This window comes from Candidatus Portiera aleyrodidarum BT-B-HRs, from assembly GCF_000300075.1.
GTDB classification, from domain to species: Bacteria; Pseudomonadota; Gammaproteobacteria; order Johnevansiales; family Johnevansiaceae; genus Portiera; species Portiera aleyrodidarum.
Genome location: NC_018677.1, coordinates 83,541 through 100,254, shown reverse-complemented (window position 1 = coordinate 100,254; position 16,714 = coordinate 83,541). Strand labels below are relative to the sequence as shown.

Annotated in this window: 23 protein-coding genes; all 23 read right to left on the bottom strand. The window is 30.5% G+C overall.

Features of this window, described 5'->3' with window-relative positions:
• Positions 1-27: 27 nt before the first annotated feature.
• The gene (rplR, locus tag C530_RS00455; RefSeq protein WP_014895006.1) at positions 28-381 is read right to left on the bottom strand and encodes a 50S ribosomal protein L18; all 354 of its coding nucleotides are present in this window, start codon (positions 379-381) and stop codon (positions 28-30) included.
• A 7-nt stretch (positions 382-388) separates the two neighbouring features.
• Positions 389-919, bottom strand: a complete 531-nt coding sequence (rplF, locus tag C530_RS00450; protein WP_014895005.1) for a 50S ribosomal protein L6 — start codon at positions 917-919, stop codon at positions 389-391.
• A gap of 607 nt (positions 920-1,526) precedes the next feature.
• A complete protein-coding gene (gene rpsH, locus C530_RS00445) occupies positions 1,527-1,910 on the bottom strand; it encodes a 30S ribosomal protein S8 (RefSeq protein WP_014895004.1) in 384 nt (127 codons plus the stop codon).
• Between the two features lie 27 nt (positions 1,911-1,937).
• Positions 1,938-2,243 (bottom strand): 30S ribosomal protein S14, encoded by a 306-nt coding sequence (gene rpsN / locus C530_RS00440; RefSeq protein WP_014895003.1) that lies wholly within the window; start codon positions 2,241-2,243, stop codon positions 1,938-1,940.
• A gap of 23 nt (positions 2,244-2,266) precedes the next feature.
• The gene (rplE, locus tag C530_RS00435; protein ID WP_014895002.1) at positions 2,267-2,770 is read right to left on the bottom strand and encodes a 50S ribosomal protein L5; all 504 of its coding nucleotides are present in this window, start codon (positions 2,768-2,770) and stop codon (positions 2,267-2,269) included.
• A complete protein-coding gene (gene rplX / locus C530_RS00430; RefSeq protein WP_014895001.1) occupies positions 2,767-3,069 on the bottom strand; it encodes a 50S ribosomal protein L24 in 303 nt (100 codons plus the stop codon). The genes rplE and rplX overlap by 4 nt, the downstream gene beginning before the upstream one ends.
• A gap of 6 nt (positions 3,070-3,075) precedes the next feature.
• Positions 3,076-3,447, bottom strand: coding sequence for a 50S ribosomal protein L14 (gene rplN / locus C530_RS00425; protein ID WP_014895000.1), 372 nt, complete (start codon positions 3,445-3,447; stop codon positions 3,076-3,078).
• A 16-nt stretch (positions 3,448-3,463) separates the two neighbouring features.
• On the bottom strand, positions 3,464-3,715 hold the full coding sequence (rpsQ, locus tag C530_RS00420; RefSeq protein ID WP_014894999.1) for a 30S ribosomal protein S17: 252 nt from the start codon (positions 3,713-3,715) through the stop codon (positions 3,464-3,466).
• Complete coding sequence (gene rpmC / locus C530_RS00415; protein ID WP_014894998.1) at positions 3,712-3,903, bottom strand: 50S ribosomal protein L29; 192 nt, start codon at positions 3,901-3,903, stop codon at positions 3,712-3,714. The genes rpsQ and rpmC overlap by 4 nt, the downstream gene beginning before the upstream one ends.
• A gap of 3 nt (positions 3,904-3,906) precedes the next feature.
• A complete protein-coding gene (rplP, locus tag C530_RS00410) occupies positions 3,907-4,320 on the bottom strand; it encodes a 50S ribosomal protein L16 (RefSeq protein WP_014894997.1) in 414 nt (137 codons plus the stop codon).
• 1 nt (position 4,321) lies between these two features.
• Positions 4,322-5,002 (bottom strand): 30S ribosomal protein S3, encoded by a 681-nt coding sequence (gene rpsC / locus C530_RS00405; RefSeq protein WP_014894996.1) that lies wholly within the window; start codon positions 5,000-5,002, stop codon positions 4,322-4,324.
• Positions 5,003-5,016: 14 nt separating this feature from the next.
• Positions 5,017-5,358 (bottom strand): 50S ribosomal protein L22, encoded by a 342-nt coding sequence (gene rplV / locus C530_RS00400; protein ID WP_014894995.1) that lies wholly within the window; start codon positions 5,356-5,358, stop codon positions 5,017-5,019.
• Positions 5,359-5,371: 13 nt separating this feature from the next.
• Positions 5,372-5,650, bottom strand: a complete 279-nt coding sequence (gene rpsS, locus C530_RS00395; protein ID WP_014894994.1) for a 30S ribosomal protein S19 — start codon at positions 5,648-5,650, stop codon at positions 5,372-5,374.
• 1 nt (position 5,651) lies between these two features.
• Positions 5,652-6,452 carry a 50S ribosomal protein L2 gene (rplB, locus tag C530_RS00390; RefSeq protein WP_014894993.1) on the bottom strand — a complete coding sequence of 267 codons (801 nt, stop codon included), beginning with the start codon at positions 6,450-6,452 and terminating at the stop codon, positions 5,652-5,654.
• A 21-nt stretch (positions 6,453-6,473) separates the two neighbouring features.
• Positions 6,474-6,731, bottom strand: a complete 258-nt coding sequence (gene rplW, locus C530_RS00385; RefSeq protein WP_014894992.1) for a 50S ribosomal protein L23 — start codon at positions 6,729-6,731, stop codon at positions 6,474-6,476.
• A 2-nt stretch (positions 6,732-6,733) separates the two neighbouring features.
• Positions 6,734-7,348 (bottom strand): 50S ribosomal protein L4, encoded by a 615-nt coding sequence (rplD, locus tag C530_RS00380; RefSeq protein ID WP_014894991.1) that lies wholly within the window; start codon positions 7,346-7,348, stop codon positions 6,734-6,736.
• A 17-nt stretch (positions 7,349-7,365) separates the two neighbouring features.
• Complete coding sequence (gene rplC / locus C530_RS00375) at positions 7,366-7,950, bottom strand: 50S ribosomal protein L3 (RefSeq protein WP_014894990.1); 585 nt, start codon at positions 7,948-7,950, stop codon at positions 7,366-7,368.
• A 2-nt stretch (positions 7,951-7,952) separates the two neighbouring features.
• Positions 7,953-8,267, bottom strand: coding sequence for a 30S ribosomal protein S10 (rpsJ, locus tag C530_RS00370; RefSeq protein WP_014894989.1), 315 nt, complete (start codon positions 8,265-8,267; stop codon positions 7,953-7,955).
• Between the two features lie 3 nt (positions 8,268-8,270).
• Positions 8,271-9,470, bottom strand: coding sequence for an elongation factor Tu (tuf, locus tag C530_RS00365; RefSeq protein WP_014894988.1), 1,200 nt, complete (start codon positions 9,468-9,470; stop codon positions 8,271-8,273).
• Positions 9,471-9,491: 21 nt separating this feature from the next.
• Entirely contained in the window at positions 9,492-11,627 is a 2,136-nt protein-coding gene (fusA, locus tag C530_RS00360) for an elongation factor G (RefSeq protein WP_014894987.1), read from the bottom strand.
• Between the two features lie 26 nt (positions 11,628-11,653).
• Complete coding sequence (rpsG, locus tag C530_RS00355) at positions 11,654-12,127, bottom strand: 30S ribosomal protein S7 (RefSeq protein ID WP_014894986.1); 474 nt, start codon at positions 12,125-12,127, stop codon at positions 11,654-11,656.
• A 4-nt stretch (positions 12,128-12,131) separates the two neighbouring features.
• A complete protein-coding gene (gene rpsL, locus C530_RS00350; RefSeq protein ID WP_014894985.1) occupies positions 12,132-12,500 on the bottom strand; it encodes a 30S ribosomal protein S12 in 369 nt (122 codons plus the stop codon).
• Positions 12,501-12,557: 57 nt separating this feature from the next.
• Complete coding sequence (gene rpoC, locus C530_RS00345) at positions 12,558-16,676, bottom strand: DNA-directed RNA polymerase subunit beta' (protein ID WP_014894984.1); 4,119 nt, start codon at positions 16,674-16,676, stop codon at positions 12,558-12,560.
• Between the last annotated feature and the right edge of the window lie 38 nt (positions 16,677-16,714).

Genomic DNA, 16,714 nt, shown 5'->3' with positions numbered 1-16,714 from the left:
ATACTTTTTTCTTTATTATAATTTGCTTTAAAATATCAAACCACATTTGCGAGCCCCTGTAGCTACTTCTTTTATGCGTCCATGATATTTAAAACCAGAACGATCAAATGATGCTTTATTTATAACACTTTTTTTTTTTGCACGATTAGCCAAAATAACTCCTACTCTTTTTGCTGCTTCCATTTGATTCATATTTTTAGTTTCTTTTTTTATATCTTTTTCTAAAGTAGAAGCACTTACCAATACCTTTTTTCCATCTGCTGATACAACTTGCGCATATATATGTTTTGAGGTTTTGTTTACACAAATACGTTCTCGCTTTAACTTTTTACATATTTTAAATCTAATTCTTTTTTTTCTATTTTCTTTTTTTAAATTCATACTTTTATTAACCCTTGTTTTTTTTAACTTCTTTATACACAACTTTTTCTTCAGTATAACGTATTCCTCTACCTTTATAAGGTTCTATTGGACGAACTGCACGAATTTCAGCAGCAACTATTCCTAACTTCTGTTTATCCGCGCCTTTTAAAATTATTAAAGTTTTACTATGTGTTTCTGCAAATATATTTTTAGGCAATTTATATTCGATTCTATGGGTATACCCAAGCATTAAATTAATGATTCTACCAAATATTTTTGCTCTATATCCTACTCCATTTATTTCTAATTTTCTAGTAAATCCTTTATATACTCCAATAATCATATTATTAACCAACGCCCTTATTGTTCCAGTTATTACCCAATCTTTTTTTTTAGAATTAAATATTAATTTTTGTTGATCTTTTACTATTACTACTGAAGAAGGTTTACTTAAAAACAATCTTCCATTCTTTCCAATTACAATAACAACTTCTTTATCTAATAGTATCTCTACGTTCTTTGGTACTTTTATTGGACATTTCGCTATTTTTGACACTTTATTTCCTTATACTTGTATCTTTCTTTAATTATTACCATTTTTCGTATGTTTTTCGCGGCTACATATTATTTCTTTTAATTTTTCTTTGTTTTTATCTTTTTTCTTGCTTTTCTATATCCATCTTACTACTTTTTTTTTTTACAACTATTATTTTAAAAAACCTAATCATACATTCGATCATTTACTAACGGCAACAATCCTATAACTTCTTTAACCTTCTAACTAACCTACATCTAAACAACATATATTCTTTGTTCTTGTACAACTTTTCTCTTTTTATATAACCAATACCAATTACCATACCTCTTCTAAATTAACCTTAAGTATTTCCCTAATTGTTTCTATACAACTGTTTACAAAACCTTCTACAATGTTTGCTACAAAAAACAAACAGATTTTAATATAATCAAAAACAACCTCTTAACATCTAAATACATAAAAAGCAACAAAACAAAAAACTCTAATAACTAAAAGCTTTAATCTTTAAACAAACCTTTAACCTCTAACAAACAATAACTAACATCAACTATCTAATTTTAGCAAAATCTTTAAATGAAAAGCGATTTTTTTAAACTCTTATACATAGATTAATGTAAACAAAAACTTAATGTACGATACAAATAACCTCACCGCCAAGTGCTCGTTTTATTGCTTCAGACGAGGTCATTAGTCCTTTAGAAGTTGAAACTATTACTATTCCCAAACCATCATCTATTTTTACTAACTGATCTTTTCCTTTATAAATACGTAAAGAAGGCTTAGAAATACGTTTTATATTTGAAATAACCGGTTGACCTTTAAAATATTTTAATTTTACTGTTATATTTGTTTTATCGTTTGCATAATATAAAATATAACCTTCTTCTTTTAAAATACGTGATATTTCTAACTTTAATTTTGATATTGGTATCACAACTTCTGATTTACAAACTAATTGTGCGTTACGCAATCTTGTTAACATATCTGCAATAGTATCCTGCATACTCATTGTTATGCCCTCCTATTATACATTAGATTACCAACTTGATTTAGTTAAACCAGGAATGTAGCCAGTCATTGCTGATTCCCGTAGTTTATTACGACTTAGTCCAAATTTATTGTAAAAACCTCTGGGTCTTCCTGTAATAAAACATCTATTCCTTTGTCTTATTGGATTTGAATCTCTAGGTAAACCTTGTAATTTTAACTGTGCTTTAAATCTTTCTTCATAAGATGTTTTTATATTATTAATTATTTGTTTTAAAGTCCTTCGACGCAAATAATATTTTTTAACGAGACGTCTTCTTTTAAGATCTCTCTCTATAACGCTCTTCTTTGCCATTTAACTAAGACCTCTTTTATTAATTATTTAGTAAATTTAAATCCTAAAGTACGAAGAAGCTCAAAACCTTCTTCATTTGTTTTTGCTGTAGTTGTTATAGTTACATTTAAACCGCGTATACCATTAACTTTTTCATAATCAATTTCTGGAAATATTATTTGTTCTCTTAAACCTAATGTTAAATTTCCATTACCATCAAATGACTTTTTATTTAAACCACGAAAGTCTCTGAGTCGTGGAATAGCTATGTTAATTAATCTATCTACAAACTCCCACATACGGGCTCGTCTTAAAGTTACCTTGACACCAATAGGAAAACCTATACGTAATTTAAAACTAGCAATAGATTTGCGAGCCATTGTAATAATTGGTTGCTGTCCTGTAATTTTTCTGAAGTCTTGTTCTGCTGTTTCAAGTAAACGTTTATCATTTTGTTCTACTGATTTACCCAAACCAATATTTAAAGTAACTTTACTTATAGTTGGTATTCTCATTATGTTAATATACTTCAATTTTATACTCTTCATTTAAGTGGCTTGTTAGTTGATCTTAACATGCGTGTTTTAAAACCATTTTTACTAATAAGTTTAACTTTGTCCGCTTTACCTACTTCTGAGTTAAATATAGCTATATTTGAACAATTAATTGATGCTTCTTGTTTAATTATACCTCCTATGCTATTACCTTTATTTTTTTTATGAAATTTTCTTATATTTATCCCTACTACCCAAACTTTCTGTTTTAAAATCCGTTTAATTTTTCCAACTTTACCTTTGTCTTTACCAGATATAACGATTACTTCATCCTTACGTCTAAGTTTATACATACATTTTCACAACACCTCTGATGCCAAAGACACAATCTTCATAAATTTTTCTGTACGTAACTCTCTTGTTACAGGGCCAAAAATACGAGTACCTACAAGTTGTTCATTAGTATTATTTAATAAAACAACTGCATTACTATCGAATCTAATAATTGAACCATCTTTACGTCTTATACCTTTTTTTGTGCGTACAACTACGGCTTTCATTACTTGCCCTTTCTTTACTTTACCCTTAGGTATTGCTTCTTTAACTGTTATTTTTATCAAATCGCCTATATTAGCATATCTACGACGAGAACCGCCTAATACTTTTATACATTGTACTTTTTTTGCGCCACTATTATCGGCTAATTCTAAGTTAGTTTGTGTTTGTATCATTTTTCAACTTTTATGTTTAACTTTTCAAAATTTTTATTAAAATCCAAGATTTTGTTTTAGATATTTTAAAACTTTCTGCACACTCAACTATATCTCCGATTTCTGCTTTATTTTTTGAATCATGTACACTTATTTTTTTTGATCGTTTAATATATTTACCATAAGTTTTATGTTTAAAAAGTCTTTCTATTAAAACTACAATTGTTTTATTCATTTTATTACTAACTACTTTACCTTTTATTTTTCTTACTTTTATATTACTTTTCATACTACACTTTTTTCCTTTATTCTAGTTTTTAACCTAGCAATATCTCTACGTATCTTTTTTAATAAATGCATTTTGTTTTCTTGTCCTATTCTTTTTTGCATTCTTAACTTTAATTGTTTATTTAATAATGACAATACTTTCTTATTTAATTCTTCAATTTTTTTTTCTTCCTTCATTATACTTAACATAACTTACATAATAACCTTTTCAACAAACTGAGTAATAAATGGCATTTTTTGAGCTGCCAATCCTAAAGCTTCTTTTGCTACGTCTTCATTTACTCCTTCTATTTCATAAATTATTCGTCCTGGTTTTATTTGTGCAACCCAAAATTCTACAGATCCCTTGCCTTTTCCCATACGTACTTCAAGTGGTTTCTTTGTGATTGGTTTATCTGGAAAAACACGTATCCAAATTTTGCCACCACGCTTTACATGCCTAGTAATAGCTCTTCGACCTGCTTCTATTTGTCTTGAAGTTATTTTGCTATTAACCAATGCTTTCATACCAAATTCACCAAATTTCACATCATTTCCACGATTAGCTACACCTCTATTACGTCCTTTTTGTTGTTTGCGATATTTTGTCTTTTTAGGCTGTAACATTTTACACCTTATTTTTTTTATAATCTAATTGCTTAGCTTCTTCCACAACTCCTATTCTTTCTCCTTTAAAAACCCAAACTTTTATCCCTATTACACCATAACTAGTAAATGCTTCTTCTTTATAAAAATCTATATTTGCGCGTAAAGTATGCAAAGGTACTCTACCTTCTTTGTACCATGCTTTTCTAGCAATTTCTGATCCCCCTAATCTACCTGATAATTTTATTTTAACGCCTTTAGCACCAAATCTAATAGCAAGTTGTACAGCTCTTTTCATTACACGACGAAACATTACACGTTTTTCTAGTTGTAGTGCAATTTTTTGAGCGATGATTTTAGCATCTATCTCTGGTGTTTTTATCTCTTCAATATCTATTTGTACCTTTACCCCCATAATTTTATTTACTTCATCTCTTAATTTATCTACTTCGTCTCCTTTTGATCCTACTATCCTACCTGGTCTAGCTGTATAAACTATTACACTAGCATTGTTAGCAGTGCGTTCAATACATATTCGACTTATGTTGATATTAGCATAATTTAAACGGCTTTCTATAAGATTTCTAATTTCTATATCTTTCTTCAATAAAGAAGAAAACTGTTTCTGTTCTGCATACCATGTTGACAAATGATTTTTGATAACCCCTAATCTCATGCCTATTGGATGTACTTTTTTTCCCATTTTTATGTTCCTTACTAAATAATAAGTTCAGTTACCTTGATATTAATATGACAAGTACGGTTTCTAATTATATCAGTACGACCTTTAGATCTTGGTAAAGATCTTTTAAACGTTTTACCGTCGGTTATCCAAATAGCTGAAATTATTAGCTTTTCAATATTCATACCCTTATTATTTTTCGCATTGTACATTACTGTTTTAAGTGTTTGGTTTATAAACTTCGCTGCTTTTTTTGATGTAAAATTTAAAATTTCTAATGCTCTATTTACTGATTTACCTCTAATTAGATTCACTACCAATCTAGCTTTTTGGGCAGATAACCGTACACCACATAACTTTGCACTTACTTCTTCCATATTTATTTCCCAATTATTTTTTATCAGCTACATAACCTTTTTTGTGACCTTTAAAAGTCCGTGTAATAGCAAACTCCCCTAACTTTCTACCTACCATTTCTTCTGTAATATAAATAGGTATATGTTTTATTCCATTATGTATTGAGATTGTTAATCCTACCATATCTGGTAATATCATAGACCTTCTGGACCAAGTTTTTATTGTTTTTTTTTCATTACTTTTCAATGCTTTTTCTATCTTTTCAAAAAGATGTTTATCAATAAAAGGGCCTTTTTTTATAGAACGTGGCATCTTATAACTTCCTTATATTTTTACGTGTTTTATAACCTTTAGTCATTTTTCCCCAAGGGGTTACTGGGTGCCTGCCTCCACTAGTACGACCTTCACCCCCGCCATGAGGATGATCTACAGGATTCATGGCAACACCTCTTACTGTGGGACGTATTCCTTTCCATCTGTTTACCCCAGCTTTACCTAATTTACAAAGATTATATTTAGAATTACTTACTTCACCTATTGTTGCACGACAATCTGACTTTAGTTTACGTATCTCACCAGACCTTAACCGTATAAAAACATATCTTCCATCTATAGAACTTATTTGTGCATAATTTCCTGCACTGCGGACTAATTGAGCACCTTTACCTGGTTTTAATTCAACACAATTAATTTTAGTTCCTAAATGAAGTTTTTTTAATGGTAATGAATTACCAATCTTGATAGGTACATTTGTACCTGATTCAATAGAATAACCTACTTTCATTCCTTTTGTGGAAATAATATAACTTCTTGCTCCATCTTTATATTTAATTAAAGCTATATTTGCATTTCTATTAGGGTCATACTCAATTCGTTCAATAATTGCGGTTATATTATCCTTATTTCTCTTAAAATCAATTTGTCTATAATATTGTTTGTGTCCCCCCCCAATATGACGCACAGTAATTCTACCTTTATTGTTTCGTCCACCATGTTTTTTTTTTATTACTATCAACTGCTTAATTGGCCTACCTTTAAATATTTTTCTTTGTTTTAATTTTATAGCATGCCTTATGCCAGCCGATGTTGGTTTTACTTTAACTAATAACGACATTTTAACTCACCCATCTTAATTTTATTCTTCGATAGTTTCACCTTTTAATAATTTTACATATGCTTTTTTATACCTACCTCTTTTTTTTTTTGGTACATTAACAACTCTAACTGAATCAACCTTTTTTTCAAACAAGATATTTACCGCTTGCTTTATTTCCTTCTTTATAGCTGTTTTCGATACTTTAAATACATAGCTACCTTGAGATGATTTTAACAAAGCTTTTTCACTAATATGTGGTCCTAATAAAATTTTAAATAATTTTTGTTTATATTTCATAACTATATCTTAAACTTTTCCTCTAACTTACGTAAGGCTGCTAATGTTATTAATACTTTATTTGTATTTATAAGGATTATCGGATTTACAGACCCTACCTTAATAGACTCTACATTAGATATGTTACGTGAAGATAACTCAATTTTATTTTCACATGTTTCGGTTATTATAAGAGTTTTTGAAAAGTTTATATTTAACTCTTCCATTTTACTTTTTATAAAATTTGTATTGATAACATTTAACTTTATTTCATTTAAAACAATCAATCTTTTTTGACGTAATAATTCAGAAATTATTGCACACATTGCTAACTTATACATTTTTCTATTAATTTTTTTGTAAACTGTTTTATGTGTTACAGCAAACGTTATACAACCACCTCTCCACAAAGGTGATCTTATGCTGCCTGCACGTGCTCGTCCTGTTCCTTTTTGCTTCCAAGGTTTTTTGCCACCACCACGAATAGTTTTATAATTTTTTTGTGCTTTTGTTCCTTGCCTTGAATTATGTATATACGACGTTATTACTTGATGAATTAATGCCGGTTTAAAATCTATATCAAATACTTCTTTTGATACTTTAATTGTATCAGTTGTATCTCTAAGTTTGATCTTCATGCGTTTCTCATTTATATTCAACACTTTGTTTTATTTATAAAAACTTCACGGCCATTATATCCTGGCACTGCCCCTTTTATAATTATTAAATTTAATTCTATATTTATTTTTATAACTTTTAAATTAGATACTGTTTTTTTTTCATTCCCCATTCTACCTGCCATTTTTTTACCTTTAAAAACACGTCCCGGAGTTTGACATTGCCCTGTTGAACCTGATGTACGATGAGAAAGTGAATTTCCATGACTCTTATTTTGTGAATTAAAGTTCCACCTTTTTATAGTACCTTGATATCCTTTGCCCTTAGTTAAACCACTTACTTTCACAACGTCATCCAATTTAAAAAACGATACCGTCAGTTTATCCTGACAAGTAAAATGTTTTATATCTTGACTACTCACTCTAAATTCCTTTAATCTTGCTACTTTTTTTTTTAAAAGCTTACCATTTGTAAGTTGTATTGCATTATATCCATCAATTTTCTTTGTTTTTATATTTAATATTTTATTAGGTAATACCTCTATAATAGTAACTGGTATTGAAATACCATTAGCATTCAAGATTACGCTCATACCTATTTTTTTACCAATTACTCCAACCATGTTTATGGCCCTACCTTAATTTGTACATCTACGCCCGCTGCTAATTCCAAACACATTAATGCATCTATAGTTTTATCATTTTTTTCTAAAATATCTACTAACCGTTTGTGAGTACGAATTTCATATTGATCCCTGGCATCCTTATCAACATGTGGAGATATTAAAATTGTATACCTTTCTACCTTATTTGGTAGCGAAATTGGTCCTTTTATTTGTGCTCCGGTACGTTTTGCTGTTTCTACTATTTCTTTCGCTGACTTCTCTATTAATATTTTCGAGAACGATTTCAAACGTATACGAATTTTTTGCTTTTTCATTTTTTATTTGTCTCTTAATATATTCACAACTATGCCTGCTCCTACTGTACGACCCCCTTCTCTAATAGCAAACCTTAAACCCTCCTCCATTGCTATAGGAGCTATTAAATTAATAATCATCTTAACATTATCACCAGGCATTACCATATCCACTCCATCTTTTAATTCACACGTGCCCGTGACATCTGTGGTTCGAAAATAAAATTGAGGTCTATAGCCCTTTAAAAATGGCGTGTGCCTGCCGCCTTCTTCTTTTTTTAAAATATAAACCTCTGCTTCAAATTGTGTATGTGGTGTTATTGACCCGGGTTTTGCTAGTATTTGACCTCTTTCAACATCTTCTCTCTTAATACCACGTAACAGAGCTCCTATGTTTTCTCCTGCACGACCTTCATCAAGTATTTTTCTAAACATTTCTATTCCTGTAACCGTTGTTTTTATGGTGTCTTTTAAACCTATTATTTCAACTTCTTCTCCTGCGTTTATTATACCCCGATCTACTCTACCTGTTACAACTGTTCCTCTTCCTGAAATAGAAAATACATCTTCTATTGGCATCAAAAATGGTTTGTTTATAGCACGTTCTGGCAAAGGGATATAAGTATCTAATGCTTCAACTAATTTTATTACTGAACTCTTTCCCATACCGTTTATATCTCTCCCTTCTAACGCCATTAAAGCAGAACCTACAATTAAAGGTGTTTTTTCACCTGGAAACTCATATTCTGATAGCAATTCTCTAATCTCTATTTCTACCAATTCCAATAATTCTGTATCATCTACTAAATCAGCTTTATTTAAATAAACTACAATATATGGAACACCAACTTGCCGTGCTAATAAAATATGTTCTCTTGTTTGAGGCATCGGACCATCTGATGCTGAACACACCAATATAGCTCCATCCATTTGAGCTGCACCTGTTATCATGTTCTTTATATAATCTGCATGCCCAGGACAATCTACATGTGCATAATGGCGTATTTTAGACTCATATTCTACATGAGCTGTTGCTATTGTAATACCTCTTTGCTTTTCTTCTGGTGCATTATCTATTGTATCAAACTTTCTCAATTCACTACCATATATTTCTGATGATACCCGCGTTAATGCTGCTGTTAATGTTGTTTTTCCATGATCTACATGTCCTATTGTGCCAACATTTAAATGTTCTTTAGACCTATTAAAAAGTTTTTTAGCCACAAATATAACCCTCTTTTTCATTTAATATTCTTTATTCTTTTTTATAACTTCTCTACTTACTATATCTGGTGCTTTCTCATATTGTTCAAACTTCATTGTATAACTTGCTCTTCCTTGAGTGTTAGATCTTAAAACTGTTGCATAACCAAACATTTCTTTTAATGGTACCATAGCTGTTATAACTTTTCCATTGAAATTATCTTCCATACTTTGTATAATCCCTCTTCTACGATTTAAATCGCCTACCACATCTCCCATAAATAGTTCTGGTGTTGTAATTTCTACTTTCATTATTGGTTCTAGTAAAACTACATCAGCCTTTATTGCTCCGTCCTTTACCGCTATTGATGAAGCTACTTTAAATGCATTTTCATTCGAATCAACTTCGTGATAAGAACCATCAAATACAGTAACTTTAACATTTATCAATGGATATCCAGCTAATACACCGTTTTTTAACTGATCGTATGCACCTTTTTCAATTGCAGGGATAAATTCTTTAGGTATTGTACCTCCTACTATTTCTGAACAAAACTTATTGTTGATTTCTTTGTCGTTAGATTTATCAACTTTTTTAAAAGGTTCAATACGTAACCAAACATGGCCATATTGACCTCTACCTCCTGATTGTCTAATAAATTTACCTTCTTGTTTGACTATATTGTTAATTGTTTCGCGATATGCTACTTGAGGTTTACCTATGTTAGCTTCTACTTTAAATTCTCTACGCATCCGATCTACAATAATCTCAATGTGCAGCTCACCCATTCCATAAATTATAGTTTGACCAATTTCCTTATCATAATTTACTTTAAAAGAAGGATCTTCTTTTTCTAATTTATTAAGAGCGGAAATCATTTTTTCTTGATCATCTTTATGTTTGGGTTCAATAGCAACTGCCAATACAGGTTCTGGAAACTCTATTCTCTCTAAAATAATATTATTTTTAACAGAACAAAGTGTATCACCCGTTGTTGTAACTTTTAAACCTACACATGCTGCAATATCGCCTGCTAATATTTCTTTAATATCTTCCCTAGCATTAGCATGTAGTTGAACGATTCTTCCAATCCGTTCAGTTTTGTTTTTTATTGAATTGTATACTTTATCTCCTGATTTTATTTTTCCTGAATAAACTCTTACAAATGTTAAATTGCCTACATACGAATCTGTAGCTATTTTAAACGCTAAAGCTGCAAAACTTGCATTATCATCAGCCATATATTTTTTGATGTCTGCTTTTTTGTTTATAAATATACTTTTTTTTCCTTTTAAAAGATCTATATCTAAAGGGGATGGTAAATAGTCTATTACTGCATCTAACAATGGTTGAATACCTTTGTTTTTAAAAGCCGATCCACATGTTACTAAAACAATTTCATTCTTTAAACTTCTAATACGTAAACCCTTTTTTATTAAATCTTTAGATAAACTTCCTTCTTCAAAATATTTTTCTAATATACTTTCTTCTGATTCTGCTGCTATGTCCTTTATTAATTCATTGTATTGTTTTGATAGAACTTTTAATTCTTTTGGTATGTTTACTATTTTATATTCACTTCCATTTGTATTTTCACACCAATAAATTGCTTTCATTTCAATTAAATCTATTATGCCTTTAAACGTTTCTTCTACCCCCCAATTTAGTTGAACTGGAACTGCTTTACAATTTAATCTTTCTTCCAGTTGTTTTACCACGCTTAAAAATTCTGCTCCTGGTCGATCCATTTTGTTTACAAAAACAATACGTGGTACCTTATATTTATTTGCTTGTCTCCATACCGTTTCCGTTTGAGCTTGCACGCCTGATGATCCACATAAAACAACTATTGCTCCATCCAAAACTCTTAACGACCGTTCAACTTCTATAGTAAAATCAACATGACCTGGAGTATCTATTAAATTTATTCTATGTTCTTTGTATTGTCCTTTCATGCCGTTCCAAAAAGTTGTTACTGCTGCTGATGTTATAGTTATACCTCTTTCTTGCTCTTGTTCCATCCAATCTGTAGCTGCAGTCCCATCATGTACCTCTCCTAACTTATGAGATCTCCCTGTATAGAATAAAATACGTTCTGTAGTTGTTGTTTTTCCAGCATCAACATGTGCAATTATGCCTATATTTCTATATCTATTTATTGAGGTTTTTCTAGCCACAAGACTATTCCTTAATAACTTTTTCTTTAAAACCTATAATGTGCAAATGCTTTATTAGCTTCTGCCATCCTATGAATCTCTTCTTTTTTTTTAATAGCCAAACCTTTACCTTCTATTGCATCCAATATTTCTTCATACAATCTGATTTTCATTTTTTTTGAGTGTCTATCTCTTGATGCTTTAACTAACCATTTCATTGCTAATGTATCTCTCCTTTCAGATCTAATTTCTACTGGAATATTATAATTCGCTCCACCTATACGTCGTGTTTTAACTTCTACCATAGGCTTTATACTCTCTAATGCTTTTTCAAACAAACTTAGTGCTATATTTTTTTTAAAAACTTTATTTATTTTGTTTAATGCACCATACACTATTCTCTCTGCCAATTCTTTTTTTCCATTCAACATTATATGATTTATAAACTTAGCTAATCTTACACTTTTAAATCTATTATCTGTTTTTTTTTCTCTTTTCCTGGCTATATTTCGTCTTGACATTATTTTAACCTCGTTTTGTTCCATATTTTGATCGTGAAGTTTTTCTATTCTTTACCCCAAATGTATCTAATGCTCCTCTTATTGTATGATATCTTACACCAGGCAAATCTTTTACCCTGCCTCCTCGTATTAAAACGACAGAATGCTCTTGTATATTATGGCCTTCCCCTCCTATATAAGATGTTACTTCAAAACCATTAGTTAATCTAACCCTACATACTTTTCTTAAAGCTGAATTTGGTTTTTTTGGTGTAGTTGTATAAACTCTTGTGCAAACTCCTCTTTTTTGTGGACCAGATTGTAATGCTGGTACATCGGTTTTTGTTTTAATTATTCTACGTTTGTTTCTAATCAATTGATTTATTGTTATCATTATAGTCTTATAAAAATATGATTTAATTTATGTAAACAGTCGGCAGTTAAACAATAGCTAAATTTTTCTCCGACGGTCATTGTGGTATGCTAAACCAGTACCTGCAGGAATTAATCTCCCCACAACGACATTTTCTTTTAAACCTCTTAACTTATCATAGCTGCCTTTAACTGCTGCTTCTGTTAAAACACGTGTTGTTTCTTGAAATGATGCTGCTGAAATAAATGATGGTGTTGATAACGATGACTTAGTAATACCTAATAATATTCTTTCAAAACTAATTATTTTTTTTTTCAATTTATATAACTTTCTATTTGTTTCTAATACTGATCCTACTTCAACTTGATCACCTTTTATAAATTCACTATCTCCTGAATCTTTTATTATTACCTTACGTAACATTTGCCTTATTATAACTTCAATATGTTTATCGTTTATTCCAACACCCTGTAATCTATAAACTTCTTGTATCTCATTTATAATATACTTTGATAACTCCTCTACACCCAACAACCGTAATATATCATGTGGATTACTTGGGCCATCAGAAATTACTTCTCCTTTCTCTACTTTATCCCCTTCAAAAACGCATATTTGACGGCCTTTATTAATTAATATTTCTTTTTTTTTACCTGTTTCTTCTGAATTTATTATTATTCGCCGTTTACCTTTTGTTTCCTTACCAAATAAAATTTGACCTGTTATTTCTGCCAATATTGCATATTCTTTAGGCTTTCTTGCCTCTACCAATTCTGCAACACGGGGTAACCCTCCAGTTATGTCTTTGTTTCCTAATGCTTCTACGGGTATTCTTGAAATTGTTTCCCCTACGCCTATTTTTCTACCATTTTCTACTGTAATCAAAGCATTACCAGGTAAAATATATTGTACAGGCGTGTTATAACCAGGCAATGATATATCTTTTCCGGTTTCATCTTGTAACATAATTCTTGGTCTTTTATTTCTTCCTAGTAGGGGTCTAATACCTAAATCTAATATTTCTATCGAAGAGATACCGGTCATTTCATCCACAGTACTATGCATCGTCAAACCTTCCTCAATATCGATAAACTTTATATAACCTGATATTTCTGAAATAATTGGATGTGTATGAGGGTCCCAATTTGCTACTGTTGTACCTGCGTCAACAAAACATCCTTCTCTAATATTTAGTTCTGCACCATATGGTAGTCTATAGTATTCTTTTTCTCTACCCTTTTTGTCTATTATATATATAGCACAATAACGAGACACAACTATTAACTTTTTATCAATTCGTTCTACTGCTTTCATATTATGAAATCTTATTATACCACCATATTTTACTTGAACATTATCTTTTATTAACGTTCGTGATGCTGCTCCACCTATATGAAATGTACGCATAGTTAATTGAGTACCTGGCTCGCCTATTGATTGCGCAGCTATTACCCCTACTGATTCACCAATATTTACTAACTTCCCTCTTGATAAATCCCTACCATAACACATAACGCAAACACCATATTGTGTTGCACATCTAATAATACTACGTACAACAACCTCGTCTATTCCTAATCTATAAATTTTTTTACACCATAGTTCATCTAACAGTGTGCCTGCTTTAATTAAAATTCTCCCCTTTAAATCTAAAATATTTTTTGCTAAAATTCTACCTAAAATTTTTTCAGTGATTGAGATAATAATATCCCCTCCTTCTATAATTGAATACATTAATAAACCCTCTTGTGTATTACAGTCTATTTCTGTGATCACGACATCTTGTGCTACGTCTACTAATCTTCTAGTTAAATATCCTGAATTAGCTGTTTTTAATGCTGTATCTGCTAAGCCTTTTCTGGCACCATGAGTTGATATAAAATATTGTAGAACATTTAATCCTTCACGAAAGTTTGCTGTTATAGGCGTTTCAATAATAGACCCATCTGGTTTTGTCATCAAGCCACGCATTCCTGCTAATTGTCTAATTTGAGCTGCACTTCCTCTGGATCCTGAATCAGCCATAATAAAAACACTATTAAAAGAATATTGTTCAACTTTTTTTCCAGATTTATCTATCACAACTGATTTAGATATACCATTCATCATAGCTTTTGCAACTTTATCATTAGCTTTGGACCAAATTTCTATAACTTTATTATATTTTTCTCCTAAAGTTACAAGCCCATAAATATATTGTTTACCTATTTCTTTTACTTCTTTTTCAGCTTTGTTTATTATGTGTTCTTTTTCAGTCGGTATAACAAAATCATTAACGCCAATTGATGCACCTGACAAAGTAGCTAGTTTAAAACCTGTATACATAAGTTTATCTGCTAAGTTCACAGCTTTTTTTAATCCAATATTTCTATAAACTAAATTAATCAAATTAGATATTACTTTTTTTTTCATTGGTCTATTTATTAATTCAAAACTCATTCCATTTGGCAACATACCATATAAAAGAGCACGACCTACAGTCGTATGTCGTATTGATGTCTGTGTACTTACTTTTTGTTTATCATCTTTTATCCAATCTGTCAAACGGACCTTTATACGAGAATGTAAGTCCACTTTTTTATTGCTATAAGCTATTTCTACTTCGTTTATGTTAGAAAAGATCAGCCCTTCACCTATTCCATTACAAGTCTCCCTTGTCATATAATATAGACCTAAAACTACATCCTGTGAAGGCACAATTATAGGTTCTCCATTTGCTGGAGATAATAAATTATTTGTTGACATCATTAATTCTCTAGCTTCTAATTGTGATTCCAATGTTAAAGGTATATGCACTGCCATTTGATCCCCGTCAAAATCTGCATTATAAGCTGCACAGACCAATGGATGTAATTGTATTGCTTTACCTTCTATCAAGATTGGTTCAAACGCTTGAATACCCAATCTATGTAAAGTGGGGGCTCTATTCAACAAAACTGGATGTTCACAAATTACATCAGCTAATATGTCCCAGACCTCTGGCACTTCTTTTTCAACCAAAAGTTTTGCTGCTTTTATAGTTGCTGCGTATCCATTTCGTTGTAATTTTGAATATATAAACGGTTTAAATAATTCTATAGCCATTTTTTTAGGTAAACCACATTGATTTAATCTTAATTTTGGACAAACTGTAATTACCGACCTTCCTGAATAATCTACACGTTTACCTAATAAGTTTTGACGAAATCTTCCCTGTTTTCCTTTTATCATATCTGCTAATGATTTTAACGGTCTTTTGTTTGAACCTATAATTGCTCTTCCTCTTCTTCCGTTATCTAACAATGCATCTACTGCTTCTTGTAACATTCTTTTTTCATTGCGAACAATGATTTCTGGAGCTTTTAATTCAATTAATCTTTTTAATCTATTATTTCTATTGATAACACGCCTATATAAATCATTTAAATCTGACGTTGCAAACCTACCTCCATCCAATGGTACTAAAGGTCTTAAATCTGGAGGTAATATAGGTAAAACCTCTAAAATCATCCAACTTGGTTTATTTCCTGATATTTTTAATGCTTCTATTAATTTTAACCGTTTAGTCAATTTTTTTATTTTATTTTCTGAATGTACTTGTTTAATTTCGCTTCTGATTTTCTCTAGTTGTTCTACTAACTCTATGTCTTCTAACAAAAACTTTATAGCTTCTGCACCCATTCTTGCATTAAATTCATCACCATATTCTTCTAATGCTTCAAAATATTTTTCTTCATTTAATAATTGACCTTTCTTTAAATTTGTCATACCTGGTTCTATTACTACAAAGACTTCAAAATATAAAATTCTTTCTATATCTCTTAACGTCATATCTAATAAAATGCCAATCCTACTTGGTAATGATTTTAAAAACCATATATGGGCAACAGGAGATGCTAATTCAATATGACTCATTCTTTCTCTGCGTACACATGTTTTAGTAACCTCAACGCCACATTTTTCACATATTATTCCTCTATGTTTCATTCGTTTATATTTACCACAAATACATTCATAATCTTTAATAGGACCAAATATTTTTGCGCAAAACAATCCATCTCTCTCAGGTTTTAATGTACGATAATTAATTGTTTCTGGTTTTTTCACCTCACCATATGACCATGATCGTATCCTTTCTGGAGATGCTAATGAAATTTTTATTGCATCAAACTCTTCATAATATGTTTTTGATTTTATTTTCTTTACCAACTCCTTCATACGGTTTTACCACCCCCAAACAAATACTTATTTATTTT

Excerpts from the sequence above, each read along its gene's own strand:
- rplX (WP_014895001.1), bottom strand. The coding sequence starts at position 3,069 with ATGTATAAACTTAGACGTAAGGATGAAGTAATCGTTATATCTGGTAAA.
- rpsH (WP_014895004.1), bottom strand. The coding sequence starts at position 1,910 with ATGAGTATGCAGGATACTATTGCAGATATGTTAACAAGATTGCGTAAC.
- rplC (WP_014894990.1), bottom strand. The coding sequence starts at position 7,950 with ATGGTTGGAGTAATTGGTAAAAAAATAGGTATGAGCGTAATCTTGAAT.
- rplP (WP_014894997.1), bottom strand. The coding sequence starts at position 4,320 with ATGTTACAGCCTAAAAAGACAAAATATCGCAAACAACAAAAAGGACGT.
- rpmC (WP_014894998.1), bottom strand. The coding sequence starts at position 3,903 with ATGTTAAGTATAATGAAGGAAGAAAAAAAAATTGAAGAATTAAATAAG.
- rpsG (WP_014894986.1), bottom strand. The coding sequence starts at position 12,127 with ATGTCAAGACGAAATATAGCCAGGAAAAGAGAAAAAAAAACAGATAAT.
- rpsJ (WP_014894989.1), bottom strand. The coding sequence starts at position 8,267 with ATGAAAAAGCAAAAAATTCGTATACGTTTGAAATCGTTCTCGAAAATA.
- rplR (WP_014895006.1), bottom strand. The coding sequence starts at position 381 with ATGAATTTAAAAAAAGAAAATAGAAAAAAAAGAATTAGATTTAAAATA.
- rplB (WP_014894993.1), bottom strand. The coding sequence starts at position 6,452 with ATGTCGTTATTAGTTAAAGTAAAACCAACATCGGCTGGCATAAGGCAT.
- rplN (WP_014895000.1), bottom strand. The coding sequence starts at position 3,447 with ATGATACAAACACAAACTAACTTAGAATTAGCCGATAATAGTGGCGCA.
- rpsQ (WP_014894999.1), bottom strand. The coding sequence starts at position 3,715 with ATGAAAAGTAATATAAAAGTAAGAAAAATAAAAGGTAAAGTAGTTAGT.
- rplV (WP_014894995.1), bottom strand. The coding sequence starts at position 5,358 with ATGGAAGAAGTAAGTGCAAAGTTATGTGGTGTACGGTTATCTGCCCAA.
- rpsC (WP_014894996.1), bottom strand. The coding sequence starts at position 5,002 with ATGGGAAAAAAAGTACATCCAATAGGCATGAGATTAGGGGTTATCAAA.
- rpoC (WP_014894984.1), bottom strand. The coding sequence starts at position 16,676 with ATGAAGGAGTTGGTAAAGAAAATAAAATCAAAAACATATTATGAAGAG.
- rplE (WP_014895002.1), bottom strand. The coding sequence starts at position 2,770 with ATGAAGAGTATAAAATTGAAGTATATTAACATAATGAGAATACCAACT.
- rplD (WP_014894991.1), bottom strand. The coding sequence starts at position 7,348 with ATGAAGATCAAACTTAGAGATACAACTGATACAATTAAAGTATCAAAA.
- rpsL (WP_014894985.1), bottom strand. The coding sequence starts at position 12,500 with ATGATAACAATAAATCAATTGATTAGAAACAAACGTAGAATAATTAAA.
- rpsN (WP_014895003.1), bottom strand. The coding sequence starts at position 2,243 with ATGGCAAAGAAGAGCGTTATAGAGAGAGATCTTAAAAGAAGACGTCTC.
- rpsS (WP_014894994.1), bottom strand. The coding sequence starts at position 5,650 with ATGCCACGTTCTATAAAAAAAGGCCCTTTTATTGATAAACATCTTTTT.
- rplW (WP_014894992.1), bottom strand. The coding sequence starts at position 6,731 with ATGAAATATAAACAAAAATTATTTAAAATTTTATTAGGACCACATATT.